This is a genomic window from Streptomyces sp. NPDC059852 (assembly GCF_042731455.1).
Classification (GTDB): domain Bacteria; phylum Actinomycetota; class Actinomycetes; order Streptomycetales; family Streptomycetaceae; genus Streptomyces.
Map to the genome: position 1 here is coordinate 144,609 of NZ_JBHWJK010000004.1, position 21,067 is coordinate 165,675.

12 protein-coding genes are annotated in these 21,067 nt (G+C 70.5%); 7 read left to right on the top strand and 5 right to left on the bottom strand.

Features of this window, described 5'->3' with window-relative positions; translation table 11 throughout:
- Nucleotides 1-15 precede the first annotated feature (15 nt).
- Nucleotides 16-2,265, top strand: coding sequence for a carbohydrate-binding protein (locus ACFV46_RS06895; RefSeq protein ID WP_385497275.1), 2,250 nt, complete (start codon nt 16-18; stop codon nt 2,263-2,265).
- 130 nt (nt 2,266-2,395) lie between these two features.
- Here ACFV46_RS06895 and ACFV46_RS06900 read toward each other — a convergent pair whose 3' ends face one another.
- Entirely contained in the window at nt 2,396-2,827 is a 432-nt protein-coding gene (locus tag ACFV46_RS06900; RefSeq protein ID WP_385497276.1) for a VOC family protein, read from the bottom strand.
- A gap of 242 nt (nt 2,828-3,069) precedes the next feature.
- Here ACFV46_RS06900 and ACFV46_RS06905 point away from each other — a divergent pair, with 242 nt between their 5' ends.
- The 3 genes from ACFV46_RS06905 (at nt 3,070) to ACFV46_RS06915 (ending at nt 7,379) form a co-directional block, all read left to right on the top strand.
- Nucleotides 3,070-3,306: a hypothetical protein gene (locus tag ACFV46_RS06905; RefSeq protein ID WP_006131823.1), complete on the top strand. Its 237-nt coding sequence runs from the start codon at nt 3,070-3,072 to the stop codon at nt 3,304-3,306.
- 414 nt (nt 3,307-3,720) lie between these two features.
- Nucleotides 3,721-6,444, top strand: coding sequence for an ATP-binding protein (locus ACFV46_RS06910; RefSeq protein ID WP_385497277.1), 2,724 nt, complete (start codon nt 3,721-3,723; stop codon nt 6,442-6,444).
- 545 nt (nt 6,445-6,989) lie between these two features.
- Nucleotides 6,990-7,379 (top strand): SsgA family sporulation/cell division regulator, encoded by a 390-nt coding sequence (locus ACFV46_RS06915; protein ID WP_385497278.1) that lies wholly within the window; start codon nt 6,990-6,992, stop codon nt 7,377-7,379.
- A gap of 39 nt (nt 7,380-7,418) precedes the next feature.
- On the opposite strand, the gene ACFV46_RS06920 is transcribed toward ACFV46_RS06915, so the two are convergent.
- Nucleotides 7,419-11,150 carry a S8 family serine peptidase gene (locus ACFV46_RS06920; RefSeq protein ID WP_385497279.1) on the bottom strand — a complete coding sequence of 1,244 codons (3,732 nt, stop codon included), beginning with the start codon at nt 11,148-11,150 and terminating at the stop codon, nt 7,419-7,421.
- Between the two features lie 262 nt (nt 11,151-11,412).
- Here ACFV46_RS06920 and ACFV46_RS06925 point away from each other — a divergent pair, with 262 nt between their 5' ends.
- Together ACFV46_RS06925 and ACFV46_RS06930 are read left to right on the top strand one after the other, a co-directional pair.
- Nucleotides 11,413-12,414, top strand: a complete 1,002-nt coding sequence (locus ACFV46_RS06925) for a LuxR family transcriptional regulator (RefSeq protein ID WP_385497280.1) — start codon at nt 11,413-11,415, stop codon at nt 12,412-12,414.
- A 206-nt stretch (nt 12,415-12,620) separates the two neighbouring features.
- On the top strand, nt 12,621-12,929 hold the full coding sequence (locus tag ACFV46_RS06930; protein ID WP_385497281.1) for a S8 family serine peptidase: 309 nt from the start codon (nt 12,621-12,623) through the stop codon (nt 12,927-12,929).
- 208 nt (nt 12,930-13,137) lie between these two features.
- Here the strand turns inward: ACFV46_RS06930 and ACFV46_RS06935 are convergent, their stop codons facing one another.
- Nucleotides 13,138-15,066 carry an N-acetylmuramoyl-L-alanine amidase gene (locus ACFV46_RS06935; protein WP_385497418.1) on the bottom strand — a complete coding sequence of 643 codons (1,929 nt, stop codon included), beginning with the start codon at nt 15,064-15,066 and terminating at the stop codon, nt 13,138-13,140.
- 506 nt (nt 15,067-15,572) lie between these two features.
- Complete coding sequence (locus ACFV46_RS06940) at nt 15,573-15,926, bottom strand: antibiotic biosynthesis monooxygenase family protein (protein ID WP_006131816.1); 354 nt, start codon at nt 15,924-15,926, stop codon at nt 15,573-15,575.
- A gap of 395 nt (nt 15,927-16,321) precedes the next feature.
- Between ACFV46_RS06940 and ACFV46_RS06945 the strand changes: the two genes are divergently transcribed.
- A complete protein-coding gene (locus ACFV46_RS06945; RefSeq protein WP_385497421.1) occupies nt 16,322-17,005 on the top strand; it encodes an ABC transporter ATP-binding protein in 684 nt (227 codons plus the stop codon).
- 106 nt (nt 17,006-17,111) lie between these two features.
- On the opposite strand, the gene ACFV46_RS06950 is transcribed toward ACFV46_RS06945, so the two are convergent.
- A complete protein-coding gene (locus ACFV46_RS06950; RefSeq protein ID WP_385497282.1) occupies nt 17,112-20,831 on the bottom strand; it encodes a S8 family serine peptidase in 3,720 nt (1,239 codons plus the stop codon).
- Nucleotides 20,832-21,067 lie beyond the last annotated feature (236 nt).

Below are 21,067 nucleotides of genomic sequence, written 5' to 3' on the forward strand. Positions count from 1 at the left end.
GGCACCACACGCTATGTGAGCGTCACCGGTTCCGACGCGAACCGCGGTACCAAGCAGTCCCCGTTCAGCACCGTGCAGCAGTGCGCCGACGTCGCACAGGCCGGCGACACCTGTGTGATCGCCGCCGGAACCTACCGGGAGACCCTGACGCCGCCGCGCGACGGCACGGCCTCTGCCCGGATCACCTTCCGTGCCGCCCCCGGTGCGCGCGTCGTCCTCGACGGCAGCGCCCCGGTCGACGGATGGGCGCGGGTCAGCGCCTCCGACCTGTCGGCACTGCAGGCCGCCGACCCGACACTGAGCGGCTCGGACTTCGCCACGGCCGCCATGGCCGGGAAGATATACCGGACCGACATCGCCCTGAACCCCGCGCTGCCCGGCAATCAGCTCTTCGTCGACGGCACGATGCTGGGGGAAGCCCAGTGGCCCTACCCGGGCACCGAGCCGACGCGCCCCGACTACAACTCCGCGGACGCCGGCAGCAACGACACGCTGTACGACGACGCCCTGACCCAGCCCGCCGGGTACTGGAAGGGGGCCCGCCTGACCTCGCACAACTGGTTCGTCAGTCAGACAGGCACCGTCACCTCGTCCGCGGTCGGCTCCGTGACCGCCTCCGGGCTGGCCACCTCCTGTGTCGGCCTCAGCCCCAACCAGCAGAACCTCTACTCGCTCACCGGCAAACTTCAGGCGTTCAGCCATGCCGGCCAGTGGTACTACGACGCCGACGCGCAGCGTCTCTACATATGGATGCCGGACGGTGCGAGCCCCGCCGGACACACCGTCGAGGCCAAGCGCCGCAACGTAGCCGTCGACCTGTCCGGGCGGTCCTACGTGTCCGTCGTCGGCCTCGGTGTCCGGGCCGCCACGGTGGCGACCTCGGCCAGTTCCACGCACAACGTGCTGGACGGCATCGACGCCACCTACGTATCCCACTACATGGACCTCGAAGTGGACCCGGGCAAGGTCACGCCCGCCGACCCCTGCGACGTGCTGACGGCGGGTGAGACCACCAGCGGCATCCTCCTGAAGGGCACCGCGAACACCCTGCGCAACAGCAGGATCGACTACAGTGCCGGAAACGGGGTGCTGCTGGCCGGTTCGGGCAACACGGTGACCAACAACCTCATCACCCGCGTCGACTACCGCGGCAGCTACGCCGCCGGGATCAACGTCCTCGGCAGCGACCAGACGATCACGCACAACACCGTGACCAACAGCGGCCGCAGCAACATCAACATCGACAACAAGGTCGCCGGGACCACGGCCTCCGGTCACGAGATCGCCTACAACGACCTGTCCGACTACGGCAACCTGGTCGTGGACGTCGGCGCGATCTACATCTGCTGCCAGGTGAACCTGGCCGGTACTGAGATCCACCACAACAAGCTCCACGACGCCGCACTGTTCGCGGGCAGCGCGCCCGCGCCCGGCGTGTACCTGGACCTGTCCACGTACAACGCGACGGTCTACGACAACGTGGCGTGGAACCGGACGACGTACGGCGTCGTCCTGATCAACCCCAACGGCGGCACGACCAGTGGCAACCGCGTCTACAACAACACCAGCGGAACCGACCGCAAGTCCGTCAGCCTCTTCCCGGGCACCTACTCGGACACCGAGGTGGCCAACAACATCGGCGACGCCGACACCATGGCCGGAGTGTCCTCCACCAACAACCTGCCCATGGCCGACGGTCCGCAGTTCACGAACCCCGCGCTCCACGACTACACCCTCGGCGCTACCTCACCGGCACGCGACTACGGCCTGGTGCGGCCCCCGGCCACGGACGGCTACACCGACCCGCAACCCAGCGCCGGCGCGTACCAGTACGGTGCGATGCCGTGGAAGGCCGGAGTGGCCGTGCAGCGCACGACGGTCCAGGCCGAGTCGTACGCGGAGGGCGGCGGCGTCGCCACGCACGCCGCGGGAACCGGCTCGGTCCTCGGCAGCTTCGACGGCGGCGACTGGGTCCGCTACGACGACGTGGACTTCGGCACCGGCCGTGATCTCCTGGTCGCGAGCATCGGCAGCGAGCGGCCGTACGCGGGCGGCCGGTTCGAGGTCCGCATCGACTCGGCCACCGGTCCGGTCGTCGGCACGGTGCGGGTGGAGAACACGGGCGGCTGGGACACGTACCTGGACCAGACGTTCAGGATCACGCCGACGAGCGGCACCCACGACGTCTACCTCAATGCTCTCGGCACCGCGCCGGGCGTCGCGAACATCGACCACTTCTCGCTGGAGAAGGTGATCTCCCAGTAGGGCACTGACGGCTCTGCTCACGGTCGTTCGACGGCCCCGGCCACCGCGCGCTCCCCGGCGCGGGCGCCGTCCCCCGCGGAGGATCGGCCGCGGGGGACGGGACTCGCGGCCGAGCCGCACGACGAAGCCCCTAAGGGTTCGGCACCTCCTGAAGGACCCAGCCGTTGCCGTCCGGGTCGGCGAAGTCCGCGTACGTGCGGTAGTTGCGGCGCTGGGGGTCGGGTCCGCTGATCCACTTCTCTTCCGTGCAGCGGTGGAAGATGTCGCTGGTGTCGTGATAGATCTCGCCCACCTCCACACCCCGGCCGACCAACTCGTCGCGGGCCTCGTAGATGTCCGAGACGATGAGGTGAAGGCCCTTGGAAGACCCGGGGGCGGCCAGGGTGACGCCGGTGCCGAAGAGCACCGAGCAGGGCGAACCCGGGGGCGTCATGTGGACGACACGGTAGGTCTCGTCCGTGACGTGGTCGGCATCCAGGCGGAACCCGACCGCCTTGTAGAAGGCCTTCGCCCGGTCGACGTCGGAGACGGGCAGGACCAGCACTTCCAGTTTGAGATCCACTTGTCGTCACTCTCTTACGTATCACCGTGCATCGGTGTCATCAGATCAGGCGGCACAGCCCGCGTCTTTGAGTGGTCTCCATCGGCCACTATCACACGGTGTCGCAGGATACCGCTCCGATCTGCGACACACGAAATGAGGCTTGCCGACCTATTGATCAATGTGACACGGTGTCACATGTTACTTGTGAGCGATGTCGCGCATCACCGGCGCCGCACTGCCGAGGAAGGGAAGAGTCACACATGCCATCTCTGGGCCTGAAGAAGAAACTCGTCTCCGCGAGCCTCGTCGCCCTGGGTGCGACGGGCGTCACGTTCGGGGGAGCCGCAGCCGCGCACGCCGACACCATGATCGGGCTCTACGACACGCAGGCTCAGTGCCTCGCGGTGAAGGTCGTCTACCAGAGCAGCGACCCAGGCGGCAGCTACTACTGCGACAACGACCACGAGGCCGGCGTCTGGTACCTCTGGAAGCGGTAGACGCTTCGGTTCACCCCGTTTCGCATGTCGGCCCACCGGCCCGGTCGGTGGGCCGACGGCGTTCCCGGCCTACGACTCCCGTGACCCTCGCCCCTCTCGCCGCCGTGAGGGCGACTACTCCATGTCCCCCACCCGACACGGTCCGCCGTTCCACTGCCGCGACGAGGAGGAGCAGCGGAGGAGACCGGTCCGCGGACGCCGTGGACACAGAGTCATCCGGTAGTCATTCGACTGTTGACCGAGCCGGACCCATCTCAGTGGAAGATGCCAGGGATGGGTAAAATCCGGAACCGTGGCCGATATCAGAGGTGTGCGGCAGACGCTGAGCCCGATACGAAGAGAAGCGGCGGCCGAACGGCCGACCACGGTGCGCCTGCGGGGCGCATCGTCCGGACCGGTACCGGTGCTCACGGCATGATCGGTCGAGACAAGGAACTGGACGTCCTGCACGGCCTGCTTTCGAGCACGGTGGCAGGCAAGGGCGACGCTCTGCTGGTCCGTGGAGACCCCGGGGTCGGCAAATCCACTCTGCTGCGCACGTTCGGTTCCCACGCTTCGGACCAGGGGGTCAGAGTCCTTCGCACCTCCGGCGTCGAGACCGAACAGTGGCTGCCGTTCGCCGCGCTGCACCTGCTGCTCCAACCGGTTCTCGGCGGAGCCGACGCCTTGCCGGCCCCCTACCGGAAGGCTCTCACCGGCGCCTTCGGGGCCAGTGAGGGGGAACCCGAGATCTACCGGGTCGGGATGGCGGTGCTCGAGCTGCTCGCCGACGCCGCCGATCGCGGGCCCCTCCTGCTGCTCGTCGACGATCTCCAGTGGGCCGACTCGTCGAGCCGCGACGTGCTCGGATTCGTGGCCCGGCGTACCCGGGACCTCCCCATCCTCATGATCGGTGCGGCAAGAACCTCGTCACCGGGCAGATACAGCCTGGGGACCCACGCCGAACTCGTTCTGGAACCCCTGGCCCCAGCGGCGGCGGCCGAACTGCTCGACGCCGACGCCCCGGGCCTTGCGGACGCAGTACGGGCCCGCATCCTGGAGCGCGCCGCAGGCAACCCCCTCGCACTCGTCGAACTGCCCAGGGCGGCACAGGGCGTCTCGCCTCCGCTCGACGATCTGCCCCTGACCCAGCGACTGGAGACCGCGTTCGCCTCCCGCACCGACTCGGTCACGCGTGAGTGCAGGACGTTCCTCCTGGTCCTGGCAGCGGAGCCCACCGCGCCACTGAACCAGCTCCTCGACGTGGCAAGCCGTCTCACGGGCTCGGAAGTCTCCGTGTACGCCCTGCAGGAGGCCGTCGACGCCGGACTGGTGGTTCTGACCGGTCGCACACCCGAGTTCCGGCATCCCCTGATGCGCTCCGCGATCTACACCCGGGCCACCGTCGCCGACCGGTTGTCCACCCACCGGGCCCTGGCCGAGACCCTGGAGGGATCACCTGGGCGGCGGCTCGTCCACCTCGCCGCGGCCACGCTCGGGCCGGACGACGAACTGGCCGGCCAGCTGGAGCGCTACGCGGAGGATGCCCTGAAACGGGGCCAACTGGCCGCGGCCGTGCCGGCCCTGCGCCAGGCCGCCGAGCTGGTGCACGACGCACGTCGCCAGACCGGACTTCTGGTCCGTGCGGCCGAGCTGGCCAGCGACATCAACGACCGTGTCCAGGCCCAGATCCTACTGGACAGAGCCGACCTGGCGGAGCTCGGTCCCACGGAGCGGGCCCGGCTCATGCTGGTCTCCGACAAGGCCGCCTTCGAGCCCGATGAGCCACAACGCCGCATTCAGGACATGATCGACGCCGCAGCGGGGGCGTTCGACGTCGGCAGTACGAACGTCGCGGAGAACCTGCTGTGGCGTGCGGCCGCCCGATGCTTCTTCCAGGACGGCGACGCACGCGTGCGGGCCCAGGCTGCTGCCGAACTCGACCGGTGGAAGCCCGACCCGGACGCCCCCCATGTCCTGACCGTACGGGCCTACACGGAGCCGTACCGCCATGGGACCGACCTGATCGCACGGCTCGAGAAGCTCAGACCGGACCGGGTGGACGGCCGGCTGCTGCACTACCTCGGCAGCGGTTCGATGGTCATCGGTGACATCGGCCGTGCCACGCGCCATCTGGCCCAGGCGGCTGCCGTGTGGCGGTCGCAGGGCCGCCTCGGGCTGCTCGCGCGATCCCTGGCGGGATCATGGCCGCGTCTGTACCTCGGGCAGTTGACCCAGGCCCGGGAAGAGGCCGCAGAAGGGATCGCGCTCGCCGAGGAGACCGGGGAGTGGATCGTCTGGCTCGGCCTCAAGGCCACGTCGGCACTCGCGGCGGTGCTGCGGGGAGAACGCGAAGCCGCAGCTCGGAGCGTTCGCGAGCTGAGAGCGCACAGCCTCTTCCCCGTCATGCCCTTCGCGAGCGTCATGGCGCAGCAGGTCGACGGTCTCCTCGCCCTCTTCGACAGCCGCGCCGTGGAGGCGTACGACGCTCTCGCGCGTGCCTTCGACAAGACGGACCCGCACTATCACTCGACCAGTCGCTGGCTGCTCGTCCCGGACCTGGTGGACGCGGCCGCGGCCGCGGGGCGGACCGAACAGGCGCGAGAGCTGCTGACCGAGCTGCCGGAGCTGGCGGACCGACTGCCCTCCGAGATGATGATCGTTGCCCGCACCTACAGTGCGGCTGTCCTCGCTCCGGACGACACCGCCGGTGAACACTACGACTCCGCGCTGTCCGCGCTACCGGAGACGTGGCCCCTGTCGCGTGCCCGACTCCATCTGCAGCACGGCCGGCGACTGCGCCGGCAGCGTCGGAGCGTGGATGCGCGCAAGCCGCTGCGGCTCGCACGCGACGAGTTCGACCGAGTCGGTGCACAACCCTGGGCCGACATGGCTCGTGAGCAGTTGCGCGCCGCGGGTGAGTCGGACGGACGTCGGCGCCCGAGCAAGGGGGAGAGCCTGACGGTCCAGGAACGGCAGATCGCCGAGCTGGCCTCGCAGGGGTTGAGCAACCGGGAAATAGGCCAGCGCCTGTTCATCTCGCACCGGACGGTCGGAGCCCACCTGTACCGGATCTATCCGCGCCTGGGCATCACCAGCCGCGGCAAACTCTCCGCAGCGCTGGCCGCGCTCGGAGACGACCAGCCGGCCTCGGACTGAGCGGGGCTCCGCCGGATGCGCGGAGCGCGGAGAGCCGATGTTCCTTCGGACTCCCGCGACCTGGACGGCATCACACGAAGGCGCCACCTACCCCCCCAGTGGCTCCGGAGGGACCGCGGATGTCCTAGCCTGCGCGATCCCCCCGTCCACGGTGAACTCGACGGCCTCGGGAACAGTCGGGGCCGACCCTAGACGCACCGTTTCGAGCGGCCGTACCGGGCAGGACAGGAGGGTGCCTCATGTGCCGCCGCACGGGCCGTGGGTGCCACTGTCTTGCCACCCTGAGACGCACTGTTGTGGCGCTTGCCCGCAGTGACCCGTCCGCCTACAGCCTGGTGTGCCACGCTCTTCCTCTCCCGAGGGTATCCGTGAGAGTCCTACCGTCAACCGACGGATGAATTTCTGGTTGTCCCGGACCACAGTGACTGTGATCCCGAATCGCCCAACCGGAAGGATTCGCCGTCATGAGTGGTGACCACCACAGTGTGCAGGCACAACACTCGGCCGCACACGCTCTCCTCCCTCTCTCCCTGTGCCTCAGCCAGATGACGGGTGTTCTCGGGTGGAAGGACGTGCCGACGGAGTTCCGTTACGATCCCGGCCATCCTCTCCTCGTCACGATCCGATTCGCTCCCGAGGACGCCCCACCGGTCACCTGGCATGTCGGCCGCGACCTCCTTCACGAGGGCCTGCGCACCACGAGCGGCCTGGGGGACGTGCAGGTGTGGGCCGACACCCCCGCCGACACGGAGACCGCGTGGCTCCAGATCAACGCATCCGGTGGCACAGCCGTCTTCAGCCTGCCCGTCCCGGAACTGGCGGAGTGGCTCGACCGCACATACCTGCACGTCCCGGCCGGTACGGAGGCGTCACGGCTCGGCACCGACGCGTTCCTCTCGAAGCTGTTCGACGAGCCCGAGGCCTCGTCTCGATGACCTCGGGACACGTGGCCGCCGATGTTCACCACCCGGCGCTCATCGCAGGCCGAAGGCGCGGATCAGGGTCTGGCTCACGCCGTTGCCCTCGGTGTCCTTCGCCGTCGTCCGCAAGCTCGCGTAGCGCGCCCTCCCCGGTGCGTCGAGCCGTGCCGTCCAGCCGTCCGCCGACTTCCGCAGCGCCGTCCGGTGCCAGGTGGCGCCGTCGTCGTACGACACCTCCACGGTCGCCGTGCGGATCGCGCCCGCTCCCGCCGCACCCCTGAGGTGCGAGGCCGCGACGGTCAGTTCCGTGTGCCGGTGGGCGCGGCCCGACAGATCGGCGTCCACCGTGTAGTCGAGCTGCACCAGGGGCAGCGGTGTGAGACGGGTGGGATCCGTGGTGGCCGAAGTGAAGTCCCAGACGGTGCGGGTGCGGGTCGAGTACGGGCGGTCCGGGAGGTTTCGGTTCCCTTCCAGCACGAGCCGGTACGGCTTCGGATCGGGCGACAGGTCCCCGACCGTGACGATCCGTTCGTTGACGTCCTCGCCGAGCAGTTCGTCGCCCTGATGGAGCGAGATCCTGGACGTGTCGCTGTCGGCCCAGACGACGCCCGCGTGCCCGCCGGAGTCCCCCCACGCGGTCATGACGGAGGTGCTGATGGTGTCACCGGCCCGGAAGGGGGCCTGCCCACTGGTGCCGTTGTCGCTGAGCAGGCGCGGGTGCTGGACCGGGGCGAACCAGGTCTCCCATGTGGTGCTGCCCGGCCGGTACGAGCGCGCCACGCCCCGCTGGCCCAGGTCGGACCTGGAGGCGAAGGAGACCCACTGGACGTCGTCGTCCGCGGTGACCCACGAGGTGAGTTGACCCTGGGCCCTGACCCGGGTGGGCACGATGCCCAGCGGACGGCCGAGGAGGGAGACGTCCTGTCGGTACTCGACCGCACGGCCCTGCGACGTGTCGCGGAAGGTGTCGTCGACGCGTGCCAGCTCCCCGGCGCCGGGGCGGTAGGACGGGTCCCGGGGAACCGCGCCGTCGTGGTGGCGGACCAGGTCGTAGGCGTAGCGGGGGGTGGGGTGGGACACGACCTGGAGGGTGGTCGTGCCGGTGTCGCGGAACCGGGTCAGCAGCCGCTTGCTGTCGTCGGTTGCCAGCGACGCCACCGGCAGCGGGGCGGCCTCCGGCAGGTCCGCCCAGGGGTCGAACTTCCCGTACCCGTGGTTGAGGATGAGGAGCTGACGCGCCCCGGCCTTCGCCGCCGCGGCGGCCTGGTCCGTCGGGGCCACGATGTCGCTGCGGCGGACGACCGCGACGCGATCCCGGACCTCGACCCCGCGGAACGCGGCCGCGGAGCCGTCACCGGCCCAGACGGCCCGGTAGGCACGCGTGCCCTCGGGCAGTTCGGGTGACAGACTCTGCACCGTGACGTCGTCGAAGGTCTGCGAGCCCGCGGAGAACGTCAGCGGAGGCTGGATCTGCCGCCAGCGGGTGGCGAAGGTGTACGAGCCCGTCCGCACCTTGGGCGTGGGCGTGACCCAGAGGCTGTCATAGCGCCAGTACTCGGCGAGATAGCTGTCCATGAAGGGGAACAGGCCGGTGTTGCCGCGGTACTGGTCGATCCGCAGGAATTGGTTGGCCGTGGGCCGTGGTGTGACGGCGTCCGCCTTGCGCAGGTCGTCGGCGTCGAAGACGATCGCGGTGTCCGAGCCGAGGTCGACCTCGGGTGCGGTGAACATGGCGAGGCCCAGCGTGTGCATGCCGTCGACGCCGGGCACGGCGGAGTCCATCCACACCGAGTAGGTGCTCGGCGGCAACCGGAGGTCCAGGCGGCCCGAGGAGTCCACGGAGTAGACCTTCGGCGCGGTGTCGCGCTCGACGTCCTTGAGGACGACGGTTCCGGACAGCGGCTTGTCGTGGCGGTCCTTCGCCGTCAGCGCCAGGGTCGCCCGCCGGCCCTCCTTGTTCACCCCGACCGGGGTGCGGGCCAGCACGGCTCCGCCGGGGCCGGTGGCGACCAGGCGGGTTGCGTACGCGCCGTCGTCCTCGGCCGCGTCGAGGTGGGTGATCACGCCGACGGACGCGGTGCCGTGGGCGGGCACGGTCACCTGTCCGTCGGACAGGGTGAACAGGCCCTCGGGCAGTTCGGCGGGGCTCAGCGCGAGATCCAACGAGACCGGCGCGGGGCCGGAGTTGGTGTAGGTGACGTCCCGACGGACGGTCTGGCCCGGGGTGTACGGGTAGTGCGCCTGCGCGAACGCGTCACCGGACGCCAGCAGCGTCGAGCGCACCGCGGCGGCGACGTCCACCCGCCCGCTGCCCGCGTCGAACGGGCTGAAGCGCTGGGTGCCCGCGGTGGTGCCGACCAGTGCCTCCTTGAGCCGCTGCCCCGTCCAGTCGGGGTGCTCGGCGGCCAACAGGGCCGCGGCGCCCGCCACGTGCGGTGTGGCCATCGAGGTGCCGTCCATGGACTGGTAGGCGCCCTCGCCCTCCGGCGCATACCGCGAGCGCGCGGCGAGAACGCCCACACCCGGTGCGGTCAGGTCCGGCTTGATGGCGTTGTCGCCCACGCGGGGACCGCGGCTGGAGAAGTCCGCGAGCTGGTCGACGCCCTTGCCCGGACCGTTCACCGCACCCACCGTCAGCGCCGCGTCGGCGGCGGCGGGCGTGCCCACGGTGTACGCCTCCGGGCCGGAGTTGCCCGCGGCGACGACGAACAGCGCTCCGGTCTCCTCACTGAGCCGGTTCACCGCCTCGCTGAGCGGGTCGGTGCCATCGGTGGGGGAGTCGCCCAGACTCATGCTGACGATCTTCGCGTGCTGGTCGCGGACCGCCCACTCCATGCCGGCGAGGACCCAGGAGTCCTGACCGCTCCCGCTGTCGTCGAGGACCTTGCCGATGTGCAGCGACGCCCCCGGGGCGACGCCCTTCTCGACTCCACCGGACGCGGCGCCCGTCCCCGCCACGGTGGACGCCACATGGGTGCCGTGACCGTTCCGGTCGGTGACGTCCTGGTCCGGCACGAAACTCTCGGTGGCCGCGACGCGCCCGGCGAAGTCCGGGTGGCCCGCGTCGATGCCGGTGTCCAGGACGGCGACGCCCACGCCCTCACCCGTGTTCTGCCCCGACCAGACCTCCGGCGCTCCGATCTGCGCCGTCGTGTCCGACAGTGTGGCCCGCACCTTGCCGTCCAGCCACACCTTGGCGATGCCGCCGGCCAGCCGGCCCCCGGACGCGGCCGACCGGGCCGCCGAGCCGCCGGCCGTCGTGTCCCCGGTACCGGTGAGCGAGCTCCAGAAGTCCGCCGCGCGGGAGTGCTCCGCGGACATGGCGGCCCCCTGGATGCTGCTGAGCGCCCGTGTCCGCCGGGCACCCTCGGGCGTCTTCGCGCTGCGCGCGCGGGCCGTCGTGTCGGTGTACGTGACGAGGAGCGGCAGTTCGTCGGCGCGCGCGTCGTCGTACCCGTCCTCGATCAGCTCCGTGACGTTGAAGAGCCGCCCGTCCAGGGCTCCCGACCCGAGGTACGGGACGGCCGCGTCGGGATAGACGTACGTGTCGGAGCCGACCCGCATCACATGTGCGCCGCCCGTCCTGCCATGGGGATCGGTCACCGACAGTACGGTCTCGGCCTCACCCTCGCCGGTCACCGTGACCCTGTCTCCGGTGACCAGTGTGACGGTGCGGGTCGGTCCCGCCGGAGCGGAGGGCGGCGCGGGGGACGTCCTCGCCGGGGCCGCCGAGGCGGCCGGAGCCGTCGCGGTGAACACCAACAGGGCGGCGACGCCGACGGTCATCCCGCGTCCGCGGGACCAGGGGATGGGCAAAGGGACCTCACCGACTAGATGTGCAGGGATCGATCGAAGTCAGCCATCCCGCTGGCGAGGCTGTAAAGACACCCCTTTGGCCCTTCCGTGTCATGTCACCAAGTGGACACGATGCAAAAGACGCATCGTGCCGCAATCGCGACACGCTACACCGTGTGTATTTCGTGTGTTCCGGCGTACGGTACGCAAGGCGCACCATATGTTCGCGCTACAGGGTCAGGGTGGGAGAGCGATGGCGGAAACCGAGGCGCCGATGGCGCTGGTCGGACTCGACGCGGACACGGAGGCCGTCTACCGCAAACTGCTCACACGCGGCGGTGGGACCGCCGACAGCCTCGTCACTGCATTCGGGCTGAACCGGTCCCAGGCAGTGGCCCAGCTCGAACGCCTGCACCGCAACGGACTGCTCAGCCGCCGCTCCTCGGGCGAGTACCTGACCGTGGATCCGCGACACGCGCTCTCCGCGCTGGTGGAGTCGCGAACCCGGCAACTGGCGGCCGTGCGCGACGCCGCCGCCTCGCTCGGCGAACTCTTCGACGAGGCACGGAGGTCGAGCACCCCCCAGCCCGACACCCGGACCATCAGCGGCGCGGAGGAGGTCGGTGACTGCTACTACCGGCTCAAACAGGCCGCCCGGCGCGAGATCCGCGAGCTGCAGCGTCCGCCCTACCTGTTGGCGCCCAACGAGCCGCTGGACGAGGCGGTGATCCGCCGAGGGGTCCGGGTACGGGCCGTCTATGCCGCCGCCAGCTTCGACGACGGTGGCGGCTGGCAGGACCTGGGCAGTCTGGTCTCCCGGGGCGAGGAGGCCCGGGTGGTGCCGGTGCTGCCCGTCAAACTCGTCCTGGTCGATCGCTCGGCGGCCATGGTGTCGCTGGCCCTGGAAGGCGGCAGCACCGACTGCCTCTACACCGAGGCGCCGCCCCTGATCGAGGTGCTGTCCGACCTCTTCGACCGCTATTGGGCCGTTGCCGCCCGTCTGAGCGATGCGCACGCCCCCTCGGCACCGGAACCCGACAGCGCCGGGCCGGGCGGCGGCGCGCGACGGCCGACCGAAGAGGAACGCCAGCTGCTGGCCCTCTTCGCCGCCGGCGTCAAGGACGACGCCATCGCCCGCCAGTTCGGCGTCTCGACCCGGACCCTGCGCCGTCGGATCCAGAACCTGTACGCGGAGCTGGGCACCACCAACCGGTTCGGTGCCGGTGTGGCGGCGGCCCGCCGCAACTGGCTGTGAGCGGCCGGACGCCAGTCCGGTTCCGGCCGCGTCGTCCGTCACGCACGCCTGAGGTCCCGGGACACACGTAGTGCCCGGCCACGGTCCGTCCAGCTGTGCCCCGCACCGCGGAACAGGGAGACCGTTCTCCTCACGATGGAGACCGACGCGTTCGGCGGCAGCCGCCGCGCACACACCGCCGGCACCTCGTGGATCACCGCCCCGGTGTGGACATCACCGCCGCGGCCGCCGAGGGCAGCCTCCTCCACCTCGACCCCGGCATCCCGCACCCCCGGATACCTGACCATCTCCGGCACCTCCATGGCGACCCGCACGTCGCCGGCGCGGCGGCGGTCCTGCTCCAGCGGCACCCCGGGCGGACGGGGCGTCAGCTCAAGGCCGCGCTGGTCTCGTCCACGGCCGACGGCGGCCTCGGCTCCCAACTCCAGGGTTCCGGACGCGTCGACGTACCCCGCGGCGCTGCAGCAGCGCGCCGTCGCGGGTCCGGGCCGCAGACACACGGGGCGGCACGGTGACCCAGACGGTGGCACGGGCGACCGGCGTCGGGTGAACGGACCCTGGTCAGGCGCCGTCCTGACGGGGAGGGTCGGAATCCGGCACGGGACGGCCGCGGCCGGATGACCTTCGAGGAAGGTCACCCGGCCGCGGGCGGGAGCCTGCCCGGTTCGGGACGACGCCGGAAAGGAGGTCACGTCACCGCCGACGACGGCGACGTGCTGACGGTCAGACGCCGCCGTTCTCCCAGTGATGCGTCGCCGTGGTCGCGGTGACACCGTTGGCGTAGACGAGTGCGACGCGGTGGTTGTACTGCACGGTGTACATCTTCTTCCCGCCGATGACGACCGCGCCGCTGGACGGGAAGTAGTCGTCGGTGGCCGAGGCGTCCTGGGTGGCCACGTACGCCTGTCCGGCCGGGATGGAGTACATGCTCAGCGGGGCCTGGGTGGAGGCGCCGAGACCGGCCGGGTACTCGGCCTTGTCGGGATAGCTGGAGCCGTAGAGCGCCACCGGCGCGCTCCCCGAGGGCTTGATGATCTTCACTCCGTACCGGATACGGGTGTTGGTGCCGCCCGGGTTGTGGAACCACACCTTCGTCCCGCTGAACCAGATGGCGGTCCAGTCGTCCTGGACCTCCGCCACCACGAACTGCTGACCGGCCTGCGCCGTGCTGCCCCAGTCGTTCACCCGGTCGGTACCCGCGGCCGTGCCGTGGATCGCCTGGTCGCCGAAGAGCGGGGCGGTCTCGCTGGGGTCGGTGTGCAGGTAGACGAAGTTGGCCTGCTGCTGTCGCTCGGTGCAGGCGGGCGTCTGCCCGGTGGGGTCGTCGGAGGGGCACACCTGGAAGGTCTGCACGTTGTCCTTGAAGGAGGGCGTGATCGCCACGACCTCACCCGGCTCGGGCACCTCGGGCAGCCCGCCGACCGGCGCCCCGAGCAGGCTCATGAAGTGGTTCCAGTCCCACGCGTGGCCGGGGTCCCAGTGCATGCCCGCGACCAGCGAGGAGTTCGGTCCGGCAACGTTGTCATGGCCGATGACATGCTGCCGGTCCAGCGGTACGCCGAAGCGCGCGGCCAGGTACTTCACCAGGTCGGCCGTGGCCTGGTACTGCGACTCCGTGTACCAGGCGGCGCCGTGGGCGGCGTAGCCCTCGTGCTCGATCCCGATGGAGTGCAGGTTGGTCGAGTAGTTGCCGGCGTGGAAGGCGATGTCCTTGGTCGGGACCATCTGGGTGACCGCACCTGACGACGACATGACGTAATGGGTCGAGGCGGGGTTGGTGGGGTTGGCCAGGCCCGCGACACCGGCCTCGTAGGTGGACTCCAGGTCGTGGATGACGATGGTGTCGATGCGGATGCCGTTCGTGGGCCGGTCGGCCACCTGGCGGCCGACCGGAGAGCCGGCGACGAAGGTGCAGTCGACCGTCGTGGGGCATTCGGTAGCGGCCGCCGTGGATGCCGTCTTCAGATGCAGGGCGTCGATCTGCCGCTGGTCGGGAGTGACCGAGGGACTGGCGGCCAGGCGCAGGCGCTGGCCGTCCTGGGTCGTCGCGGAGGCACCGCCGCGCACCGTGCGGAAGACGCGGTCGGCGAAACTCGCCGCTGCCTTCTCCTGCTTGGCCTGGCTGTAGCGGGCCACGGCCCCGTACCACTCGGCGGGGTCCGCGGGTGTTCCGCCGACCAGCTCCCGCTCGTACGAGGCCAGCAGTGCGGCACCGCCCCGGATGTTCGCGGCGTCGTCCTCGCGCAGGTCCCGCGCGGACAGGCCGGTCAGCTCCGCGGCCTGGTCCAGCGTGTGCAGGGCGGGGTCGGCGGCAAGCGTCTCAAGGTCGGCTCGGCCGGCGGCACCGGCGCCGCCGCCGGCCAGCATGGCGGGGGTGACGTCGGTGAGATTCATCGGCCCGTAACCGCCATCGGTGCTCGGCAGGCCGCCGTGTCCGTCCCACGCCGATTCCTGGTGGGACAGAGCGAGCAGCACGGCGGGCGGGATGTGGTACTCGTCCGCCGCGGCGAGCAGTGCCTCCTGGCGTCGGCCCGAGGAGTCACTCGCCATGTCGGCCTGGGCAGCGCCCGACATGGCCAACAGGCCACCCGCGACGAGTGCGCCCACCGTGACCCCGACGGGCCCAGCGATTGCCCTTCGGGACTTATGCACCTTGTGCAAGGGGATGCTCCTTATGAGGAAGTAACGGGCACCGAGGCGTGCCGGAATGCGGCCGTGGAAGGCCGTCGGCGCAAGGCGACTCGATGCGGGGATGACTATAGGACGATGTTGGTTGTCGGTGCCACGAGAGCCTGCTCGGTTCAACAGAGTGTGTTGTGACCTGCTCACCGGCAGCACTGTTCGACGTCTGGTGGCTATGGTCGGACGCCGAAGGGGCCGAGCTCGCCGAAGTCGATGCGCAGCGACTCGAGCATCACCACGGCGTTGTCGACGGTGAAGACGTCGGGGGCGGCGAGGACACCGGTGGACTTCGCGGCGGTGCCCGGGAAGCTTCCGAGCAGTGAGGCGACGGTCGGGACCGCGGCGAGGACCGTCGCGCGCTTGAGCAGCGTCCGACGGGATGTGTCTTAACCTGTGGGCTCAGCAGTCATGTCATGTCCTCATGAGCGTGGAGGGTGAGTGGTGGCGGCGTGGCGCTGGGCTGCGGGTCGTGTTCGTCAGGAGGAACGGAACTCGACGACGACGCGATAACTGGCGGGCTCCGACGTGATGTGGAGTGCGGGGTCCTCGAACAGGCGCTTGAGCGCGGCGTGCCAGTCCGGATTGCCGGTGGCCTCGTCGAGTGCGGTGCCCGAGGACCACTCGGCGATGTGAACGAAGCGCGTCTCCGGGGCGTCGGCCAGGGGGCGGTGCAGCCGGGAGCGGATGAAACCGGGCTGCGTCGACATGATCCGGGCGTTCTCCTGGTAGGCCTCGGTGAAGTAGTCGGCCTCCTCCGCAGGCACCGTGTAGGTCTTGATCAGGACGACTGGGTCGGAGGTGTGCGTCTTCGACTTCAGTGAGTCAGTCATGCTCCTTCCGACAAGCGGCGGCTGGCCCCTGTGACGAGAGATCGAATCCTTTAACAGTGGTTTACCTTGCTGGGCATGCGAAGGGTGGTGCGTCTCGACGACGTCGTCGGGCGGTCGATGGACTGGGGGTGCACCAGCTGTCACAACCATTGCGCCGCCACGGTCAAGATGGTGACGAACACCGCAACCCCGTTGGCCTGTTGAGGACGGAGCAGTGACGGCGCGTCACGTCACCCCGGCCGGAACAGTGTGTACAAGAAAAGTGTCAGTCATATGCGCCGCCCCAGGTGGACGGTGACCGCGTCAGTCGAGATCCGCGGACTCACGGTGCGATACGGCGGGGTGACGGCCGTGCAGGACTTCACCCTCTCGAACTGCTGCGGGCCACCGGGGTGGTGGCCGGACACGGCCGGATCGAGGCGCTGCACGGAGTGGATCTCTCGGTGGGAGCCGGGCAGGCCGTCACCGTGATCGGACCCAACGGCGCCGGCAAGTCCACGCTGCTGCGCACGCTGGCGGGCCTGTCCCGTGCATGGCTGGGAACCATCGAGTTCGACGGCACGGACGTGACCCGCTGGTCGGCGGAGCAGCGGGCGCGATCGGGGCTGGTGCTCGTTCCCGAGGGCCGTCACGTGTTCGCCGGGCTCACTGTCGAGGAGAACCTCCGGCTGGGCGGCTACGCGGCGGGACCCGCCGCGGCCGGGCTGGACGCGGTCTGCGACCTCTTCCCCGCGCTCGTCGCCCGCCGACGGCAGCCCGCGGGCACGCTGTCGGGCGGCCAACAGCAGATGGTGGCCATCGGCCGGGGCCTGATGAGCCGTCCGAAGCTGCTGCTGCTCGACGAGTCGTCGCTGGGGCTCGCCCCGCAGCCGGTCCGGGTGGTGACCGACGCCCTCGTGGAACTGGCCGGGCGTGGCACGACGCTGGTCCTGGTCGAGCAGAGCGCGAGCCTCGCCTTCCGGGTGGCGCAGCGCGGACACCTCATGGAGCGGGGAGAGCTCGTGGCATCGGGACCCGTCGGCCAACTGAGCGACGACCCCAGGGTCGTCCGCGCCTACTTGGGACGGCCCGTCGGATGAACGTCCCCGCGCCGCAGTCGCTCAGGATCGGAATTCGGTAGCCAGATACGGCTCCGGGCAGCGTTGCCCGGAGCCGTATCCCGCGTCCTGCCGGGGTGACGCCGGGTCAGCGGAGACCGAAGGCCCGGGTGACCGTCTGGTGGACCGTGTTTCCGACGGTGTCCCGCGCGCCGGCCCGCACCGTGACGAACTTCGCCCCGCGCGGGGCGTCGAGGCGGAACCCGCCGCCCCCGGCGCGGTCGGCGCGGTGCCAGGTGCGACCGTCGTCGTAGGACAGCTCCAGCGTGGGCGCGCCGAGGTGGCCGGCGTGCGCGGCGCCGGGCAGGTGAGCGGCCGTCACGGTCACCGTGGAGTGCCGCTTGGCGCGGCCGTCACCGTCGAGTTCGACGCGGTAGTCGAGCTGTACGAGCGGCAGAACCGTCTTGGCCTCCGGGTCGTCGGCGGCACCCGAGACGAAGTCCCACTGGGTCCGGGTCGCCGACGAGTACGGCGTGAACGGCGCCTCGCGCTCACCGGTGACGACGAGCCGGTAGGGCAGCTTCCCGGGGCCCGGAGCCCTGCCTTCGACGAGCGAGAAGACGCCTTCGCCGAGGGTCGTGCCGCCCTGGGACAGGGTCATGTGCTGCGTGGTCGCGCCGGTGTCGTCCTGGCTGAGGCCGATGTGGTCCCGGCTGCCCCAGGCGGGGACGTCGATGGCCATCGAGTCACCGATGCGCAGGGGCGAACGGTACGCGTCGTTGAGGTGAGGGCGTTCGATGGGCCCGAACCACTGCTCCGACTGGCGGCTCCCGGGCCGGTAGGCCGTCTTGGCGCCGATCTCGTAGACCACGCCCCCCGCGTACGCCTCCTGGTTCCAGCGGTAGTCCCCGGTCGAGACCCAGTCGGTACGGGCGCCGCTGACGGGCTCGGGCTGGGGGCCGCCGAAGGTCCAGCCGCTGCCCGGGACCCAGTCGTAGCGGAACTCCCCTCCGGACCCGTCGGGCAGCGGGCTGTCGAAGGCCACGTTGACCCGGGCCAGGGAGCGGGAGTCCGCCCGGGTGGTCATCCGGGCCGGGATCTCGTTGTGCCAGCTCGACAGGATGTCGTACACGTAGGGGCTGACCGGCTGGGAGGTCACGGTGACCCGCGCACCGCGGACCTTCGCCTGGGCGGCGAGCTTCTCCCCCTCGTCGGTGCTCAGCAGCGCGACGTCGAGGGCGACGGGCCGTCCGAACGGCTCGCCGTAGCCGCGCAGGGCACGGCCGTCCTCGTTGTTGACCACCAGAAGCAGTTCGGCCCCCGCGGTCACGGCATTGGCCGCCTGGACGGCGTCGGCGACGTCGTCGTTGCGGCGTACCACCACGGCCTTGCCACGAGCGTCGATCCGGGCGTAGTCGGCGTCGGAGCCGTCGCCCGCGAAGACCAACGGCAGTTCGCGCTTGCCCGTCGCCAGTGCCGTGACGCCGTCCTGGCGCAGGACGTCAGTGAAGTCGCTGGTCCGGGTGGACACCGTCAGCGCGGGCTGCTCCTTGCGCCAGCGGGCGTTGACGAGGAAGTCGCCCTCGGTCACCTTGTGGGTGGTCGGCTGCGCCCACAGGCTGTCGTAGGCGGTCTGGGTCTCCAAGCCCGTCCGGTAGGTCATCCCTCCCATGGAGCGCTGGTAGTCCAGCCGCTGGTAGGTCGCCTCGGTCCGCTGGGGCACCGTCGTCTCGATGCGCTCGATCCGGCTCGCGTCGAACGTGATCGTGGTGTCCTTCACCAGCCGGATCTCGGGGTCGCCGAGCAGCGCCATGCCCCACGAGTGGGGGCCGTGGACGCCGGGAACGGTCTTGAAGGCGAGGGCCGAGTAGATGCTCTCCGGCAGGTACAGCTCGGTCGTGCCGCTGTCGCCCACGAGAACGGGCAGGGACTCGGAGTCCCCGGACCTCAGGAGGTCGAACACGCCCGGCATGGGGTTGCCGTCCGCGTCCCTGAAGCGCACGGTCAGCTTGTGCCGGACCGGGCCCAGGGACACCGCGGTGTGCGCCACGCTCCGCGCGCCGGCGTCCGTCGCGAGGATCTGGCCGCTGTAGGTGCGGCCACCTGCCGAGCCCGATCCGTCGATCGTCAGCGTGACATCGGCGGTGCCGTGCGCCGGCACCGTGACCCGGGAGGCCGACAGCCGGAACATCCCCTCGGGCGCGTGCGTCGCGGCGACCGACAGATTCAGGGTGACGGCGGCGCCGGTGGTGTTGGTGTACGTCACCGGGCGCGGCTCGGGGCCCGTGGAGCCGCCCGAGGCGTAGGCCGTCGCCGAGGCGTACACCCCGGCGCGCACCGCTGCGTCGACGTCCACCCGGCCGCTGCCGGCCTGGAACGCGTCGTACTGCGGGGTACGGTGCGAACTGCTGGCGAGGACGTCCTTGAGGGCGCTGCCCGTGAGGTCGGGACGTACGGCGGCGAGCAGAGCGGCGGCGCCGGCGACGTGCGGCGTGGCCATAGAGGTACCGCTCAGGCTCTGGTATGGGCCGTTGCCGCCTGCGGCGAAGGAGGAGTTGGCGGCGAGGATGCCGACTCCGGGGGCGGTGATCTCCGGCTTCAGCGCGCCGTCGACCCGGGGGCCCCGACTGGAGAACGGGGCCACGGTGTCGGTGGAGTCCACCGCGCCCACGGTCAGCGCGGAGGTGGCCACACCAGGGGCGCCGATCGTGCCGGCCTCGCCCGCGTTGCCCGCCGCGACGACGAACAGCGCGCCGGTCTGGGCGCTGAGCCGGTCCACGGCCTGACTCATGGGATCGCTGCCGTCCGACTGCTCACTGGAGCCCAGGCTCATGTTGACGATCTTCGCGTGGCGTTCGACGGTGGCCCATTCCATTGCGGCCAGCGTCCAGGAGATCTGCCCGCGCCCGGAGTTGTCCAGCACCTTGCCGATGCTCAGCTGCGCTCCGGGCGCGACCCCCTTCTCCTTGCCGTCGGAGGCAGCACCGGTGCCGGCGATGATGGACGCCACGTGGGTGCCGTGCCCGTCGCGGTCGTCGGTGTTCTCGTCCGGGACGAAGCTCTGCCGCGCCGCTATCCGGTCGGCGAGGTCCGGGTGCCCTGCGTCGACGCCCGTATCGAGAACGGCTACCTCCACGCCCTGTCCGGTGTTGCCGCCGTCCCAGGCCTTCGCGGCGCCGATCTGCGCGGTGCTCTCCGCGAGGTCGGCCTCGACCGGGGCGTCGAGCCAGATGTGTGCGACGCCACCGCGGAAGGCGGCGTCGGTGCGTGCATCGCCGACGCCGTCGCCGACCGCGTTCTCCCCGGTGACGGATCGCCAGAACTCCGCGGTCCGCGCCCGGTCGGCGCTCAGCGCGGCGCCCTGGACACTGGCGAGGTCGCGCACCTTGCGGGCGCCGTCGGGGACCACGGCCGTACGGTGCGCAGCGGCGCTCCGGTACGACACGATCAGTGGGAGCCGCTCGCGGGAGGCGTCGTCGTACCCGTTCTCGACCAGGTCGGTGACGTTGAACAGTTCACGGTCGAGGCTGCCATCGGCGACGAAGGGCAACACGGACTCCGGGTACACGAACATGTCACCGTCCGCCACGGTGAGACGCGATCGCGCGGGGTTTCCGTCGGCGTCCCGCACGGTGACCGTCCCACCGGCTCCGCCCGAGCTTTGACGGGTGGTCACCACATCTCCGGTGATCAGTGTCACAGTGTGTTGGCCGATGGGAACGCCGGTGGGAGAGGGCGCCTGGTACGCCGCGAGTGCGGGTGCGGAGCCGGGCCGTGCCACGGCACGTGTACCGAACGGTCCCGTGAACACGAGCACCGAGGCCGCGGCAACTGCCGCAACGCTCCAGCATCTTGGGTGTCGCTTCAAGTGTCTGTATCTCCTGCGGTCGTGCCGGACGGGGACGATCGACTCCTAGCACTTCAAAGCGCACCGAACGAACGGTCGGCCACTTCGGAGCGCGGTGAGCATACGACCACTGCATACACGGTGTGAAGAATGCGGTCTCAAAACGTGGACCGCCGGGCCGGCGGACTCAGGCGCGCAGCGGGGCACACACCACGGTTCGCGATCGATGTCACGATCACCCGCCACCGAAACGGCTG

What these genes read in the sequence shown, in the direction of transcription:
- ACFV46_RS06905 (WP_006131823.1), top strand. Translation starts at nt 3,070, where the DNA reads ATGCCATCTCTGGGCCTGAAGAAGAAACTCGTCTCCGCGAGCCTCGTC.
- ACFV46_RS06910 (WP_385497277.1), top strand. Translation starts at nt 3,721, where the DNA reads ATGATCGGTCGAGACAAGGAACTGGACGTCCTGCACGGCCTGCTTTCG.
- ACFV46_RS06915 (WP_385497278.1), top strand. Translation starts at nt 6,990, where the DNA reads ATGACGGGTGTTCTCGGGTGGAAGGACGTGCCGACGGAGTTCCGTTAC.
- ACFV46_RS06920 (WP_385497279.1), bottom strand. Translation starts at nt 11,150, where the DNA reads ATGACCGTCGGCGTCGCCGCCCTGTTGGTGTTCACCGCGACGGCTCCG.
- ACFV46_RS06925 (WP_385497280.1), top strand. Translation starts at nt 11,413, where the DNA reads ATGGCGGAAACCGAGGCGCCGATGGCGCTGGTCGGACTCGACGCGGAC.
- ACFV46_RS06940 (WP_006131816.1), bottom strand. Translation starts at nt 15,926, where the DNA reads ATGACTGACTCACTGAAGTCGAAGACGCACACCTCCGACCCAGTCGTC.